This is a genomic window from Streptomyces albiflavescens, assembly GCF_014645835.1.
In the GTDB taxonomy this organism is placed as follows: domain Bacteria; phylum Actinomycetota; class Actinomycetes; order Streptomycetales; family Streptomycetaceae; genus Streptomyces; species Streptomyces albiflavescens.
This window is the reverse complement of the sequence record NZ_BMMM01000004.1, coordinates 331182-347290: the sequence shown is the minus strand read 5'-3', so window position 1 is coordinate 347290 and position 16109 is coordinate 331182. Positions and strand designations below refer to the sequence as shown.

The 16109-nt window shown below is 71.0% G+C and carries 11 protein-coding genes; 4 read left to right on the top strand and 7 right to left on the bottom strand.

The window, feature by feature from the left end:
- Positions 1–401: 401 nt before the first annotated feature.
- Positions 402–1970 carry a sodium:solute symporter family protein gene (locus IEY95_RS13930; protein ID WP_189186299.1) on the top strand — a complete coding sequence of 523 codons (1569 nt, stop codon included), beginning with the start codon at positions 402–404 and terminating at the stop codon, positions 1968–1970.
- Positions 1971–2173: 203 nt separating this feature from the next.
- Here IEY95_RS13930 and IEY95_RS13925 read toward each other — a convergent pair whose 3' ends face one another.
- A complete protein-coding gene (locus IEY95_RS13925) occupies positions 2174–3289 on the bottom strand; it encodes an ADP-ribosylglycohydrolase family protein (protein WP_189186298.1) in 1116 nt (371 codons plus the stop codon).
- Between the two features lie 173 nt (positions 3290–3462).
- Positions 3463–6741: a tetratricopeptide repeat protein gene (locus tag IEY95_RS13920; RefSeq protein ID WP_189186505.1), complete on the bottom strand. Its 3279-nt coding sequence runs from the start codon at positions 6739–6741 to the stop codon at positions 3463–3465.
- A 118-nt stretch (positions 6742–6859) separates the two neighbouring features.
- On the opposite strand from IEY95_RS13920, the gene IEY95_RS13915 reads away from it, so the two are divergent.
- Positions 6860–7363, top strand: coding sequence for a DUF2165 domain-containing protein (locus tag IEY95_RS13915; protein ID WP_189186297.1), 504 nt, complete (start codon positions 6860–6862; stop codon positions 7361–7363).
- 27 nt (positions 7364–7390) lie between these two features.
- On the opposite strand, the gene IEY95_RS13910 is transcribed toward IEY95_RS13915, so the two are convergent.
- Complete coding sequence (locus IEY95_RS13910) at positions 7391–9976, bottom strand: bifunctional FO biosynthesis protein CofGH (protein ID WP_189186296.1); 2586 nt, start codon at positions 9974–9976, stop codon at positions 7391–7393.
- Between the two features lie 342 nt (positions 9977–10318).
- Between IEY95_RS13910 and IEY95_RS13905 the strand changes: the two genes are divergently transcribed.
- Positions 10319–11854 carry a CehA/McbA family metallohydrolase gene (locus IEY95_RS13905; RefSeq protein ID WP_189186295.1) on the top strand — a complete coding sequence of 512 codons (1536 nt, stop codon included), beginning with the start codon at positions 10319–10321 and terminating at the stop codon, positions 11852–11854.
- A gap of 186 nt (positions 11855–12040) precedes the next feature.
- Here the strand turns inward: IEY95_RS13905 and IEY95_RS13900 are convergent, their stop codons facing one another.
- Positions 12041–12232, bottom strand: a complete 192-nt coding sequence (locus IEY95_RS13900; RefSeq protein WP_030190387.1) for a hypothetical protein — start codon at positions 12230–12232, stop codon at positions 12041–12043.
- A 169-nt stretch (positions 12233–12401) separates the two neighbouring features.
- Here IEY95_RS13900 and IEY95_RS13895 point away from each other — a divergent pair, with 169 nt between their 5' ends.
- Positions 12402–13535 carry a glutathione-independent formaldehyde dehydrogenase gene (locus IEY95_RS13895; protein WP_189186294.1) on the top strand — a complete coding sequence of 378 codons (1134 nt, stop codon included), beginning with the start codon at positions 12402–12404 and terminating at the stop codon, positions 13533–13535.
- Positions 13536–13613: 78 nt separating this feature from the next.
- On the opposite strand, the gene IEY95_RS13890 is transcribed toward IEY95_RS13895, so the two are convergent.
- The 3 genes from IEY95_RS13890 to IEY95_RS13880 are packed head-to-tail and all read right to left on the bottom strand — an operon-like array spanning position 13614 to position 16091.
- Positions 13614–14330, bottom strand: coding sequence for a TetR/AcrR family transcriptional regulator (locus IEY95_RS13890; RefSeq protein ID WP_229702893.1), 717 nt, complete (start codon positions 14328–14330; stop codon positions 13614–13616).
- A gap of 56 nt (positions 14331–14386) precedes the next feature.
- The gene (locus IEY95_RS13885) at positions 14387–15295 is read right to left on the bottom strand and encodes an SDR family NAD(P)-dependent oxidoreductase (protein WP_189186292.1); all 909 of its coding nucleotides are present in this window, start codon (positions 15293–15295) and stop codon (positions 14387–14389) included.
- Positions 15296–15332: 37 nt separating this feature from the next.
- A complete protein-coding gene (locus tag IEY95_RS13880) occupies positions 15333–16091 on the bottom strand; it encodes an SDR family oxidoreductase (RefSeq protein WP_189186291.1) in 759 nt (252 codons plus the stop codon).
- Positions 16092–16109 lie beyond the last annotated feature (18 nt).

The window sequence follows — 16109 nt, the reverse complement described above, 5'->3', positions numbered from 1 at the left end:
CCCTCCCCAGCCGCACGGGACCCGCATCCCGTACGCCCGTCGTCTCTGTCGTCCTGCCGATCGTCCCGCCGATCGCCCTGCCGATCATTGCCGATCATTGCCGATCATTGCCGATCGTCCTGGCGGTCGCCGTGTCGATGTCCTGCTGACGAAGTGCCCGCTCATCGTGTGTTCCACGTCACGAGCACGACAACAGCCCTACAGGTAAAGTAGAGGCAAAATCGTTCTGCTTTCTGATCTGTGTTCATATCCGTGACCGCGAGAGGTCTTGACCGGTTGGTCGAACCAGCGGTTCAATCCCCGAAGTCCCCGCTCCCGCACGGGGGCGCCGCCCATATGCGTACTGGCGAAGTGCCGTCCGGTATCTGCAGGTTCACAAGGCGGACCCCTGGAGGGGGCACATGAACGGTCTCGACTGGGCCGTCCTGGTCGCGTACTTCGGCGTCATGACCGCGATCGGCGTCTGGTCCCACAAGCGTGTGGACAATGTCAGCGACTTCTTCACCGCGGGCGGCAAGATGCCGTGGTGGCTGTCCGGCATCTCGCACCACATGTCGGGCTACAGCGCGGTGATGTTCACCGGGTACGCCGGCATCGCGTACACCTACGGCATCACGTCGTACGTCACCTGGGCGCTGCCCATCGCCATAGGCGTCGCCATCGGCGCCAAGGCCTTCGCACCCCGGCTCAACCGGCTGCGCTCGCGACTGCACGTCGCCTCGCCCCTCGAATATCTCAAGGACCGCTACAACGTCCCGACGCAGCAGGCGCTCGCCTGGTCCGGCATCCTGCTGAAGATCGTGGACGTCGGTGCGAAGTGGGCGGCGATCTCGACCCTGCTCACCGTGTTCACCGGGGTCACGCTCACCCAGGGCATCATCATCACCGGCGGCATCACGGCCGTGTACTGCACGATCGGCGGGCTGTGGGCCGACGCGCTCACCGAACTCGGCCAGTTCGTCATCCAGCTGCTGGCCGGTGTCTCGATGCTGGTCATCGCGCTGAACAAGATCTCCGACCAGGGCGGGCTGTCCAAGGCCCTCGACTCGCCGAAGCTGGACGGTCACGCGGACGGCTTCGCGGGCCCGTATCTCACCGTCTTCTTCATCGCGTATCTCTTCATCAAGCTCTTCGAGTACAACGGCGGCATGTGGAACCAGGCCCAGCGCTACATGGCCACCAGCAGCGCCAAGCAGGCGACGCGCTCGGCGTTCCTGTCCGCGGGGCTGTGGTTCGTGTGGCCGGTGATCCTCTTCATCCCCATGTGGCTGTCGCCGCTCCTCGTCACGGCGAAAAAGCCCGACGGGTCGGACGCGTACGGCCTGATGACCGAACAGCTCCTCCCGCACGGCCTGTTGGGCCTGGTCGTCGTCGGGTTCTTCTCGCACACGATGGCCATGTGCTCGTCCGACGCCAACGCGATCGCCGCCGTGTTCACGCGGGACGTGATGCCGGTGCTGTCGAAGGCCGCGCGGGCCTGGGACACCCGGACCGGGCTGATCGCGGGTCGCGTCACCACCGTCGCCTTCCTCGGCTTCTCCATGGCGGTGGCCACGCAGGTCAACTCCCCCACGTTCAAGGACATCATCACCGTCGTCATCAAGTGGGTGGCCGGTCTGATGGGCCCGATCGCGATCCCGTTCATCCTCGGCCTGCTCCGGCCGTTCCGTAAGTCCGGCCCGACGGCGGCGCTCACCAGCTGGGCCTGCGGTCTGCTCGCATTCTTCTTCGTCAACTACAACCTGGACTTCTCCCAGCGCACGGATGTGAAGCTGGAGTACCAGGTCTCTGTCCCGATGTTCATCTCCCTCGTCCTGTACATCCTCATCGGCCTTCTGAAGCCCGAGGACACGCCTGAGCGGGACGCGATCATCGAGAAGATCAACACGGATGACGACGGGGCGGCCTCCGCGGCCGTCCCCGCACCGGCGGGGGCACCGGACGGGGTGGCGACCCCGGTCAAGGACTAGTGGTTTTCGCCCCCGCCGCCCCTACCCATTCCCGTACCTGGGGGCTCTGCCCCCAGACCCCCCGGGTTGTTCTTTTGCTGCAGATTGGTGGGGGCTTGTCGCGCAGTTCCCCGCGCCCCTTCTGGGGCGCGGGGAACTGCGCAGTCTTTCAGCGGGGGTCTGGGGCGAAAGAACCCTGGCCCCTCAACCCCTCGGGTACCGGCTCAGCCCCTCGGGTACCGGCTCAGCCACCCGGGAGTCGACCCGCCCGGTCCGTGCAACGCGGGCCCCTGCGTCATCTCCATCGCGAAGTCGTCCGCGAGGACCAGCACCGAGGGACGGCCCTCCAGCTCGGCCAGCCAGGCCGGCGGAAGGGCCGTCTCGCCGTGCAGGGCGCCCAGCAGCCCCCCGGTGAGGGCGCCCGCCACAGCCGAGGGCCCACCCTGGTTCACCGCGAGACACAACCCGTGCCGGATGTCCTCGCCGACCAGCGCGCAGTACACCGCGACCGCGAGCAACCCCTCCGCCGTACCCTGCCCCACGAGCTCCTCGACCCGCCCGGGCGACGGCATCCCCTGCCGTACGGCACCCAGAGCGTGCTGGAGCGCGTCGGTGACGGGCTGGTGCCCGGGCCGCGCGGCGAGCATCGCGAGGGCCTGCTGCACGGCCGCGTCGAGGCTCTCGCCGCGGGCCAGCGCGTGCACGATCACCGCGTACGCACCCGCCGACAGGTACGCCGTGGGGTGCCCGTGCGTCTGCGTGGCGCACTCGACGGCGAGCTGCGCCACGAGCTGCGGCTCCCAGCCGACGAGCAGCCCGAAAGGCGCGGAGCGGGCAGCGGCCTCGGGCCCGAGCTCGCCGGGGTTCTTGGGCGCGTCCAGCGTGCCCATCGTCTCGTCCCCGAAGCCGAGCAGACACGAGCGGGCCGGGTCGCGGCGGGCGTACAGCCACTCCTCGCGGGCCAGCCAGCCGTCGTCCTTGCGGCGCTCGTCGGGCCCCCAGTCGCTCTGGGTGGCCGCCCAGCGCCGGTAGGCCCGGTGCAGATCGGTCGGCGGATGCCAGGCGCCGGTGTCGCGGCGCACCTGGGCGCGGATCAGCCCGTCGACGCTGAACAGCGTGAGCTGCGTGAGATGCGTGACGGCGCCGCGCCTGCCGTACCCGAAGGCCAGATCGGTGAGCCCCTCCGCGCCGTACGCCTCCCGGATCTCCGTCAGGCCGAGCCCGTCGACCGGCGCGCCCAGGGCGTCACCGACGGCCGCGCCCAGCAGCGTCCCGCGCACTCTGCTCCGGAAGTCCTGCTGTTCCGCACGGCCCCAGACGGCACCGGCTGTCGCACCCACCGAGACCTCCCCAGGAACCGCCCGTACGTCCGACAGCTCAGCACTGTAATCGAACAGGAATGGTCGGTTCAGGGCCCGGAACGGTATGCGCAATGTGACCCACCAGATCCCAACAGATCACTTATTAACGTCGTTCGGCCGCCCCTTCCGGTCACACCGCTTCCCGTCCTGTGTCATTCCGCGTAGCGCGCCCGGACGGCGTCCCGTGCCTCCGTCACCCGTTCCAGCCGGGGCCGGAGGCTTCCCCGGTCCGCGCCGGGACTCTCCAGGAGCTCGCCGAGCAGATCGGCCAGCCAGGCCAGGTCGACCCACTCTCGGGGCTCGGAGAGCAGCCGGGCCAGGCGGTCGTCGAGGGCGGACCAGTCCGCCAGGCCCGCGTCGATCACGGCGTACAGGAAGTCGGAGGCGCCGCCGGTCGGATCCCGGTCGGGGGCCGGCTCGGCCGCCGCCTGCCACAGCGGCCGGGCGGCGGCCGCCCCTTCGTCGCCGCCGACCGTCATCGCGAGACAGAACGCGCCGCCGGCCGCGTGCCGCCCGCGCATCCGCTCGGCCGTGCGCCGCGCCTTCGCCCACTCCCCGGACTTGCGCTCCGCCCGCGCCAACTCCTCAAGCCCGGCGGGCTCTTCGAGGCCGTGTGCGAAGGCGGCGGTCAGCGCGTCCTCCGCCTCCGCGGCGCGGCCGTACAGCAGCTGGACCTGGGCGAGCGTGTGGTGCGCCCAGGCCGGGTCGTCGGCCTCGTCCCCTCTCCCGATGTAGTGCTCCAGACCGTCCAGGGCGTCCTCCGGGCGGCCCACCGCCAGCAGGGTGATGATCCGCCGCATCCGGTACCAGCTCCCGTCCGGATCGAGCGCGACGGCCCGGTTCAAGTCGGCCAGCGCCTCGCGGAACAGGCCGAGTTCGTGCAGGACGGCGCCCCGGCAGCCGTTCGTCCACGCGTTGTCCGGATCGAGTTCGAGCGCCCGGTCCAGGTCGGTACGTGCCTCCTCGAAGCGGCCGAGGCAGCGCAACGCCTCACCCCGGTTCCACAGCACCCACGCGTTGTCGGGCCACAGCTCATCGGCCCGCTCGGCATCGGCGTACGACCGCTCGTAGGCGGCGAGCCGGCGCTGCACCGCGGAACGCTGGACGAGCGCCCAGGCGTAGGAGGGGTAGAGCTCCAGGGCGCGGTCCAGATCCGCCAGCGCCTCCTCGTGGCGGCCGAGCCTGGTGCGGGAGACGCCGCGGCTCGCGTACGCCGACGCGTACGCGTCGTTGAGCGCGAGCGCCCGGTCGTAGTCGACGAGGGCTTCCTCGTCGCGGCCCGCCACCCGCAGCGCGTCGCCCCGCTCGCAGGCCACCCAGGCCAGGTCCGGGGCCAGCTCGGCCGCCGTGTGCAGATCGGCGAGTTGCTCGTCGTGCTCTCCGCGCGAACGTCGCACCCGGGCGCGCCGCACGAGCGCCCAGATGTGTTCCGGGTCGAGTTCGAGCGCGCGGTCGAGGTCGGCGAGGGCGGCGTCGGTGCGGCCCGCGCTGTGCCGGGTGACGCCCCGGGAGGCCCAGGCGCCCGCCAGTTCGGGGTCGATCGCGACGGCGCGGTCCAGGTCCTCGACGGCCTGCTCGTAGTGGCCCGCGATCCGGTGGTAGTCGCCGCGGACGAACAGGATCCGCGCCTTGCCCGGACGGAGCGCGTCCGCGCGGTCCAGGTCGGCGATGGCGCCCGCGTAGTCGCGCTGTTCGGCGCGTGTGACACCGCGCCCGTAGTACGCGCGCTCCAGTTCCGGATCGAGCGCGAGGGCCGCCTCGTACTCGGCGAGTGCCCGCTCGAAGTCGCGGTCCACACGGTGGCCGAGGCCGCGCAGCATCCGGGCGACGGCCTGGCCGCGCGCGTCGAGCCCGCCCCGGTTCAGCAGCAGCCCGAGCGTCTCGTGGGTGCCGTCCGCCAACTCCTCAAGTAAGTCGCGCCCCCACTTCTCCACGGTCCCCGCGTCCGCGTCCGCGCCCGCCTCGACGAGCACCCGGGCCGACCGCCGGGCCACGGCGACGCCCTCGCCGCAGGCGTCGACGACATCGCGCAGGACGGCGGGCAGCGCGCTCCGCGCCCCCGCGCACAGCAGGTGATACGCCTCCGCGAGCCGCAGCTCGCGCCACTGCTCGTCGCCCCACCGCTCGTCCTCGGCCAGGCCCGCCTCGGCCTCGGTCCGCCACCCGGCGAAGGTCTCCGCGAGGCGGGTGTGCCGTTCGGTCCAGCCGCGTGGGGAGCGTCGGCGTTGCAGCCGCAGCATCGGGACGCGTACGACGTCGTGGTACTGGACGCGGTCACCGCGATCGCTGACGAAGGGCAGCCCGCGCAGCCACGCGAACAGGGCGTCGGCCTCCTCGTCCGGGCAGTCCACGGCGGCCCGGAAGACGTCCGCGTCCAGGCGGCGAGGCAGGGCGCAGGCCAGCGCGGCGGACCGCCGTACCGGGTCCTGCTCCCACTTGAGGAAGCGCTCCACTGCCGTCGCGCTCGGGTCGCCGACGTCGTCGGGGTCGCCCGGCCGGGACTCGGCGAGCGTCGACACGAGCACGGGGAGCCCGCCGGTGAGCCGCAGCACCTCCTCGACGACCGGCTCCGCCACCACGCCCCTGTCGGCGAGCAGCCCTCGCGCCTCGGCCTCCGTGAAGGGCTCCAGGAGTATGTCCGTCACGAAGTCCGCGAAGCCGCCCCAGCGGGCGGTGTCGAAGGGCCGCTGCCCGGCCGTGACGACCACGACGTTCGCGGGCAGCGCGCCGTGCCGGTCCGTCGTCATCACCTCGTGCAGCCAGCCGTCGAGCAAGGGGCCGGTCCGCTCGTACGTGTCGAAGAACAACACGAGCCAGGGGGCGTCGTCGGCGGCCTTCGCCAACTCGCCGAGCAGCACCGGCGTGAGCACGCGCTCGGGCGACAGGACGAGCTGTACGTCGTCCTGGTTGCGGAAGCGGGCGCTGAGCCCGGCGCGCAACCGGTCTGCGCCGTGGGCGAGTTGGGCCGCGTCCAGGGCCCCCGCGAACGGGCCGACGACCGGCACCAGGCCCAGCCCGACCAGACTCGCCCGGGCGGCGGTCATGCTCGCCGGCGACGGCTGCGGCTCCAGCGTCTCCACGACCGCCGACTCCGCCTCGTGGCGCCGCTCGCGATGGGTGGCCAGCAGCCGGTCCAGCTCCTTGAACCGATGCCCCTGCCGGGCGAACTGCGCGCTCACCGCCGCCATCGCCTCGGGCACACTGCCCACGCCCTCGTCGACGTACGCGGTGAGCGCCCCGCGCTCCTGCGCGAGCTGCTCCAACTCCCGGACGAGAAAGGTCTTTCCGACCCCCGCGTTGCCGTGCACATGAAACAGGAACCGGTGCCGCTCGTCCTCCGGCCGAAGGTCGAAGTTCGCCCGGAACGAGGCCCGTTCCGCACCCCGGCCCACGAACCCGGCACGCCTGCGCTGCCGGATCAGCTGCTGCATCGACGGCCGCGCCTGCGCCACCTGTACGTCCCCTCGTCCGCCGCCTCAGACCTCGCGCGTCTTCATTCTGGCCGAATGTGCGTGGGCTGTACCGGACAGCGCGGGGAAAGAGACCGGCATGGCCACCCCCACCTCACGCGCCCTCTCCCTCACCGCCACCCTCCTCACCGGCACCGTCGCCCTCTACATAGCCCTCGTCGCCTTCGGGAACATCACGGACTTCGGCACCAACCAGCAGTTCGTGCGGCATGTCCTCGCGATGGACACGACCTTCAAGGACGACGACCTGATGTGGCGGGCCGTCACCAGCAAGGGCCTTCAGGACGCGGCGTACATCGCCATCATCGTCTGGGAGACCATCGCCGCCCTGGTCCTGCTCTACGGGACCTGGCTCTGGGCCCGTCGCGACCACGCCCGCGCCCGCCGGATGTCCACCTACGGCCTGCTGATGCTCATGCTGCTGTTCGGCGCCGGGTTCATCGCGATCGGCGGCGAGTGGTTCGCGATGTGGCAGTCGCAGGACTGGAACGGGCTGGAGGCGGCGACCCGGGTGTTCGTGCTGAGCGGGGTCGTGCTGCTGGTCGTCCACCTGCCGTTCGGACGGACCGACTCGGCTGCCTGACCACGGCCGCCGTCGTGCCGCCGACCCTCACTCGAGCACCGGCAGCAACTCCGGCAGATGACCGTCGGAAGCGGCGGCGGCCCGCTGCCGCTCCTCCGGCACCTCCCCGTACAACGTCGTCCGCGGCCTCGCCGGACGCCCCGCCGCCTCGGCCACCGCGATCAGGTCCTTGACCGACTTGTAGGAGCCGTACGACGAGCCCGCCATGCGGGAGATGGTCTCCTCCATGAGGGTGCCGCCCAGGTCGTTCGCGCCCGAGCGGAGCATCTCCGCCGCGCCCTCGGCCCCCAGCTTCACCCAGCTGGTCTGGATGTGGGGGATGTGCGGGTGCAGGAGGAGGCGGGCCATCGCCACCACCGCGCGGTTGTCGCGCGTCGTCGGGCCGGGTCGGGCGATGCCGGCCAGGTAGACCGGGGCGTTGGTGTGGATGAAGGGGAGGGTCACGAACTCGGTGAAGCCGCCGGTCCGCTGCTGGATGCGGGAGAGCGTGCGGAAATGGCCGAGCCAGTGGCGGGGCTGGTCCACATGGCCGTACATCATGGTGGAGGAGGAGCGGATGCCCAGTTCGTGGGCGGTGGTGACGACCTCGATCCACGTGGCCGTGGGCAGCTTGCCCTTCGTCAGGACCCAGCGCACCTCGTCGTCGAGGATCTCCGCCGCCGTGCCGGGGATGGTGTCCAGGCCGGCCTCCTTCGCGGCGGTCAGCCACTCCCGGATCGACAGGCCGGTGCGGGTCGCGCCGTTCACCACCTCCATCGGTGAGAAGGCGTGCACATGCATGCCGGGGACGCGCTCCTTCACCGCCTTCGCGATGTCGAAGTAGGCCGTGCCGGGCAGGTCGGGGTGGATGCCGCCCTGCATGCAGACCTCGACCGCGCCGACGTCCCAGGCCTGGGCGGCACGGTCCGCGACCTGCTCCAGGGACAGCGTGTAAGCGTCCGCGTCCGTGCGGCGCTGGGCGAAGGCGCAGAAACGGCAGCCGGTGTAGCAGACGTTCGTGAAGTTGATGTTCCGCGTGACGATGTAGGTGACGTCGTCGCCGACCGCCGACTTGCGGACGTCGTCCGCGATCCGGCAGAGCGCGTCGAGCGCCGGGCCGTCGGCGTGCAGCAGCGCGAGCGCCTCGTCGTCGGTCAGCCGCGTCGGATCGTCGGCGGCCGTCGCGAGCGCCGCGCGGACGTCCGTGTCGATGCGGGAGGGCACCATCCCGGGCGCCGCGGCCTCGCGGAGCGCCTCCCAGTCGCCGTAGACGACGTCGAAGTCGTCCCGGCGGTCGCCGGTGCGGCCCTCGGTGTCGATCGACACATGCAGGTCGGTGCGTCCGGAGGAGGTGAAGGCCTCTTCCGGCTCCTGCCACGGATGTCCCTCGACCACCGCGTCCTCGCGGGCGAGTCCCGTCTCCGGGTCCGCCAGCGCGCGCACGTGCGGCAGCAGGCGCGGGTCCAGCCAGGGCTCGCCACGCTGCACGAACTCGGGGTAGACGCAGAGCCGTTCGCGCAGTGCGAAGCCCGCGGCGGCCGACTCCGAGGTGAGCAGCTCGATCTGCGGCCAGGGCCGCTCCGGGTTCACATGGTCGATGGTCAGCGGCGAGACGCCGCCCCAGTCGTCGATCCCCGCGCCGATCAGCCGCCCGTACTCGCTGTCGACGAGGTTCGGCGGCGCCTGGAGGCAGGCCGCCGGACCCATGATGTGCCGGGCCACCGCGACCGTGGCCACCAGTTCGTCCAGCTCCGCGTCCGGCATGCCACGCATCGCGGTGTCCGGCTTGGCACGGAAGTTCTGGATGATGAGTTCCTGGATGCCGTGGTAGGACCGCGACACACGGCGGAGCGCGAAGAGGGACTCGGCGCGCTCCTCGAATGTCTCGCCGATCCCGATCAGCAGGCCACTGGTGAACGGGACGGAGGACCGGCCCGCGTCCTCCAGCACGCGCAGCCGCACCGCCGGTTCCTTGTCGGGCGAGCCGTGGTGCGGACCGCCCGGCTCGGACCACAGCCGGGTGGCCGTGGTCTCCAGCATCATGCCCATGCTCGGCGCGACGGGCTTGAGCCGCTGGAAGTCGGTCCACGACATCACCCCGGGATTGAGGTGCGGAAGCAGCCCGGTCTCCTCCAGAATGCGGATCGAAATGGCCCGTACGTACGCGATCGTGTCGTCGTACCCGTGCGCGTCCAGCCACTCGCGGGCCTCGGGCCAGCGGTCCTCCGGCTTGTCGCCCAGCGTGATCAGGGCTTCCTTGCAGCCGAGTTCGGCGCCCCGGCGTGCGACATCGAGGACCTCGTCGGGGGACATGAACATCCCGTGGCCCGCCCGGCGCAGCTTGCCCGGCACGGTGACGAAGGTGCAGTAGTGGCACTTGTCCCGGCACAGCCGGGTCAGCGGGATGAAGACGCTCTTGGAGTACGTGATCACGCCGGGGCGGCCCGCCGCCTCGAGCCCCGCGTCCCGCACCCGGGCGGCGGACGCGGCCAGGTCGTCGAGGTCCGCGCCACGCGCCTGCAACAGCACCGCCGCCTCGGTGACGTCGAGCGCGACGCCGTCCCGCGCACGCTTGAGCGCGCGTCGCATGGAGTTCGCCGTCGGCCCGGTTCCGGGAGTCGCGGAAGTCGTCATCCTTCGAGCATACGATCGCGTTGATCAGCCCTTACAGGCATGGGCGTATTCCTCGCGGGCGGCGGACCGTTACAGGGGGTACCGATACCGGGCGCACGGGCCCGGCAGGGCGTCGCGAGGAGGTGACACCGGTCGGGCCTCCGCACAAGCCGCAGCCGCAGCCGCAGCCGCGTGTTCAGCGCGAGCGACGGCCGCCGGTCCCGTACAAGCCGCCGGTTCCGTGCAAGCCGCCGATTCCCTTCTCGTGCACCGGCGTTCACGGCCGAATACCAGGGTTGTACGTGTCACACCCTCCCCCGATCATGTCATGTCATGTCACGCTCAACACCTGGGAGCAGCAGCATGTGCGAGGACGACCACGGAAACGCGATGGCCAGACGCGCCCTGTTCGTGACGGGTGCCGCCGCCGCGCTTACGTTGGGAAGCGTGAGCTTCTCCAACGGCCCCGCAGCCGAAGCGGCAAGCAACCAAGAGACGAAGACGGTACGCGGCACCCTTCCCATCGGGTCGCCGGACTTCGTGTACCTCCCGGTCGAAGTCCCGCACGGCGTACGGGAGATCAAGGTCGCCTACACCTACGAGAAGCCGTCCGTGCCGGCCGGCACCATGGGCAACGCCCTCGACATCGGCATCTTCGACGAGCGCGGCACCGAGCTGGGCGGCCGGGGTTTCCGCGGCTGGTCGGGCGGGGCGCGCACGGAGTTCTTCCTCCGCGGCGACGACGCGACCCCCGGCTACATCCCCGGCCCCCTTCGCCCCGGCACCTGGCATATCGCGCTGGGCCCGTACACGGTGGCGCCGCAGGGACTCCCGTACGAGGTCACGATCACGCTCACGTACGGGGAGCCCGGTGTCGTCGCGCAGCCGACGTACCCGCCCTCGCGGGCCAAGGGCCGCGGCCGCGACTGGTACCGCGGCGACTGCCATCTGCACTCCTGGTACTCGGACGGCCGCCGCACCCCCGCCGAGATCGCGGCGCTGGCCCGCGCGGCAGGGCTGGACTTCATCAACACCTCCGAGCACAACACCCACTCCTCGCACGCGCATTGGGCGGACCAGGCGGGCGACGACCTCCTGATCATGCTCGGCGAGGAGGTGACGACGAGGAACGGCCACGTCCTGGCCCTCGGCACGGACCCGGGCACCTTCGTCGACTGGCGCTACCGGGCCCGCGACAACCGCTTCGGCAAGTACGCGCGCCAGATCCGCCGCGCCGGGGGCCTGGTCGTCCCCGCCCATCCGCACGCCACCTGCATCGGCTGCGGCTGGAAGTTCGGCTTCGGGGAGGCGGACGCGGTCGAGGTGTGGAACGGCCCGTTCACCCCCGACGACGAGGTGTCGCTCGCCGAGTGGGACAACACGCTGGTCGCCGCCGTGCGCTCCGGCCGCGACTGGATCCCGGCGATGGGCAACAGCGACGCCCACCGCGACCCCGACCCGATCGGCACCCCCCAGACGGTCGTCCTCGCCGACGACCTGACCCGCGAGGCCATCCAGGCCGGCATCCGCGCCGGCCGCTCCTACGTGGCCGAGTCGAAGCTGGTCTCCCTCACCTTCACGGCATCGGGCCCCAAGGGCGAACACGCGGGCATCGGCGAACGCCTCCGCGTGGACAAGGACACCCCGGTCACCCTCCGCCTGGAGGCCACGGGCGTCCCCCGCTGCACGATCCGCTTCGTCACCGACCAGGGCGTCCTGTTCACCAGCGCGCCCCTGCCGGTCTCCGGCTCCGGCACGGCCGAGTGGCAGACGACGGCGGCCTACGCGGCGTATGCAAGGGCGGAACTGCGCCACGAGGTGGCGGTGGGCCCGCTGCCGGGGGCATTGGCGGCGTTCACGAATCCGATTTTCCTGGGAGCGCCCGGAGAGCAGGAGTAACACTCGGCAGCAGCCGCGATCGAGCCGGTCCGAAAATGGCCGTGGGGTCTGCGCGTGAGGGGTCCCCCGGGCCGGCCGAGCGGCTGCGCATGCCGGGCGGTCCGTCCGGACCTCCGGCGTCCGCAGGCACGGGCAGGAAGTGAGAGGTCACTGCATCCGTACGGAGCGACGGGCGGCCCCGACGTGTCAGCGGTCGGCGATGTCCTCGCGGAGGCCGTCGGAGAATTCCCACCACGACAGAGGAAGCCAGTCGCCGTTGACGAAGGCGTCGACAGTCGCGCCTCGACCGCGCACCGTCACGGTCGTGCCCGGCGGGTAGGTGGTGCCGGAGAGGCCCGGTACGGGGACAAGCAGTGTTCCCAGTCGTTGCGCTGACATTTTCGCCCTGCCTCTCCATTTCCCGATACGGCACCGGGGTAGCTATTCAGACGAGATTACCGGGTTGTCCTATCAGGCGGGCCGGAGAATCATGAGAGATAGGTCACGCGGAGAAAGCGGGCGGGGGGCGGCAACCGGATACATCCATCGCCGAGCCGAGGTGGCAGCAATGAAAGCCGTCGTTTACAAGGAACCGTTCACCGTGGCGGTCCAAGATGTTGAAAAGCCCAGCATCCAGCACCCGAACGATGTGATCGTACGGGTCACCTCCACCGCGATATGTGGCTCTGATCTGCACATGTACGAGGGCCGCACCGCTGCCGAGTCCGGCATCGTCTTCGGCCACGAGAACATGGGAATCATCGAGGAGCTCGGCCAGGGCGTCACCTCGCTCAAGCAGGGTGACCGAGTGGTCATGCCCTTCAATGTCGCCTGCGGGTTCTGCACCAACTGTGTCGAGCGATTCACGGGATTCTGTCTGACCGTCAATCCCGGTTTCGCGGGCGGAGCTTACGGCTATGTCGCCATGGGGCCCTGGATGGGCGGCCAGGCGGAGTATCTGCGCGTTCCCTACGCCGACTTCAACTGCCTGAAGCTGCCGGAGGGAACCGAGAACGAGAGCGATTTCATATTGCTCGCCGACATCTTCCCCACCGGATACCACGGCTGCGAACTCGCCGACGTTCGCCCCGGCGAGAGCGTCGCGGTGTACGGCGGAGGGCCGGTCGGTCTCATGGCCGCCTACTCGGCTCTGCTGCGCGGCGCGAAGCAGGTGTTCGTCGTGGACCGGGTCCCGGAGCGGCTGCAGAAGGCCGAGGAGATAGGCGCGATTCCGATCAACTTCGCCGAGGGCGACCCGATCGAGCAGATCAAGGAGCAGACCGAGGGCATCGGCACGGACAAGGGCGTGGACGCCGTCGGCTACCAGGCGATGGCGCACGGCACGGACCGCGAGGAACCGGCGACCGTTCTGAACTCGCTGGTCGGCACGGTCCGGGCCACCGGAGCGCTCGGCATACCCGGCCTCTATGTCCCGTCCGACCCCGGAGGCCCGGACGAGCAGGCCAAGCACGGCATGCTCCTCGTCTCGATCGGCAAGCTCTTCGAGAAGGGTCTGCGGTTGGGTACGGGACAGTGCAACGTGAAGCGCTACAACCGGCGCCTGCGTGACATGATCATCGAGGGCAGGGCGAAGCCCAGCTTCGTCGTCTCCCACGAACTGCCCCTGGATCAGGCCCCGTCGGCCTACGACAAGTTCGACAAGCGCATCGAGGGCTACACAAAGGTGGTGCTGCACCCGTAGACGGTGCCGCACCCGTAGGTCCGACAAGCGCCCACCCCCGGGTGCCGCGGGCCTACCCGGGAACCCCTCACCCCGGCCCTACTCGGGCGGCGTGTTCGCGAGGCGGTCCAGCCACTCGCAGAGCAGGGCGCCCTCGGCCGGGGTGAAGGCCGGGCTCGGGGTCTGACGGAGGAGGGCGCCCAGGCGGGTCGCGCCGGCCGGGACGCCGGTATCGGCCGGGGCGGTCGTGGGCGGCGTACGGGATTGCGCCACCTCCGGAGTGAAGACCACCGCGTGGACCGCGTCCCGCACCCGGCGGGAGACCGTCCTGTCGGTGAAGGTCGCCGGGCGGGAGACCAGCATCAGGGCGACGCCGACGTTGGCCGACATGATCATCTGGGCGGCCAGTTCCGGGGCGAGGCGCAACGTGCCCTGTTCGGCGGCTCGTTGAAGGTCCGCGGTGAGGATCTCATGGGACTCCAGGGCCGCGGCCGGCGGCGTACGCATGGCCGGGGAGTTCATGAGGCGGTAGAGATTCGGGTTCTGGAGCGCGAACTCGGTGTGGGAGTCCCAGCCCTCGCGCAGGTCCCGCACGGGGTCCGTACCGGGGCGGCGTTCGCGCTTGGTCGCCAGGTACTTGTCCCAGCCGTGGTCGACGACCGCCGACAGCAGGCCCTCCTTGTCCCCGAAGTGGCGATAGAGCGCCGGGGCACCGACCCCGGCGGCCTCGCAGACCGCCCGGGTCGAGACATCCCCGTTCGGGGACTCCGCGACCAGGGCGGCCGCCACTTCGAGAATGCGCGCTTTCGTACTCACGGGAGCGACGCTATCCGAGGTCGCAGGGCTGGTCATGCGCCTGGTCACACGGCTGGTCATACGGTCGTCTCGTGCGGGGCGAGCAGGTCCTCCAGGCCGATCCTCGTCAGGAATTCCGCCCGGATGCGGTCCGCGACCCGGCTGACCTCCTCGGAACCGTCGTTCGCGGGGTCGACATGGACCCGGAAGGGCCGCTTTCCGTGCGGAGTGCCGACGACCTCGACGATCGCGTCGGCCACCTGGGACACATCCGCGTCGGCGGGCGCGAGGGCGGCCAGGCGCTGGGCGACCTGGTCCATCAGGCCCGCGTAGCGCTCCTCGTACGCCGGGATCACGGTCTGCTCGGAGGGGTGACCGCCCGTGGCGAAGTGGTTCGTGCCGGAGGTGAAGGCGCCCGGCACCACGATGGTCGTCTCGATGCCGAAGCGGGCCAGCTCCGCGGCGTACGACACGGCGAGCGCGTCCATCGCGGCCTTGGCGGCGAAGTACGGCGCGAGATAGGGCGGTGTGCCGCCCCGGCTGGACGTGGAGCCGACCCACAGCACCAGACCGTGCCGCTGTGCGCGCAGGTGCGGCAGCGCGGCCCGGTTGACGCGCTGAGTGCCGAGCACGTTGGTGTCGTAGACCGCGGCCAGTTCCTCGGGGGTGAAGGCCTCGGTCGGACCGGTCACCATGTGGCCCGCGTTGTGGACGACGACGTCCAGCGAGCCGGTCCGCGCCAGCACGGTGTCGACGGCGGCGTTCGCCGACTCCTGGGAGAGGACGTCGAGTTCGACCGTACGCAGATCGACTCCGTGCTCGGCCACATACGCCTCGGCCTCCGCGACACGGCTCGCGTTGCGGCCCGCCGTGTCACGCATCGCCGCGTAGACCGTGTGCCCGGCGCGGGCGAGCGCGCGGGCGGACAGGGCGCCGAAGCCCGAACCGGCGCCGGTGATGAGGATCGTCTTGCCTGTGTCGGACATGGTTGAACTCCAAAGGTGAGGTGAAAGGTCGAGGGGATTACGCGATGCCGCCGTTGGCCCGGACCACCTGGCCGTTGACCCAGCGCCCGGCCGGTCCCGCCAGGAAGGCGACGACCCCGGCGATGTCCTCGGGGGTGCCGAGGCGCTCCAGCGGCGGCTGGGCGGCCATCCGCGCGATGGTCTCCTCGTCCTTGCCGTCCAGGAACAGGGCGGTGGCGGTCGGCCCGGGGGCCACGGCGTTGACGGTGAGGTCCCGGCCGCGCATCTCGCGGGCCAGGATCAGCGTCATGGCCTCGACGGCGCCCTTCGTGGCGGCGTACGCGCTGTAGCCGGGGATGGCCAGGGCCAGCACGGAGCTGGAGAAGTTGATGATCGCGCCGCCCGCCCGCAGCCGGCGCGCGGCCTGCTGGTCGACGACGAACGTGCCGCGGATGTTGGTGCGGTGCATCCGGTCGAGGGCGTCGAGGTCGAGGTCGACGAGCGGGGCGAGGGTCATGACGCCCGCCGCGTGCACGACGACGTCGACCCCGCCGTACGTGGACTCGGCCGCGTCGAAGAGGGCGGCCACCTGGGTCTCGTCCGCCACGTCGGCGCGGACGGCGATCGCCCGGCCGCCGGCCTCGGTGATCGCGGCGACGGCCTTGTCGGCCTCGGCCTCGTTGCCCGCGTAGTTCACGACGACGGCGTAACCGTCGGCGGCGAGTCGCTCGGCGGTTTCCCGGCCGATGCCGCGGGATCCGCCGGTGACGACGGCCACGCGGGGGGAGGTGCTCGACGGCTCGTACTGCTCGCTCATGGCGTTGCTCCTTGTCGC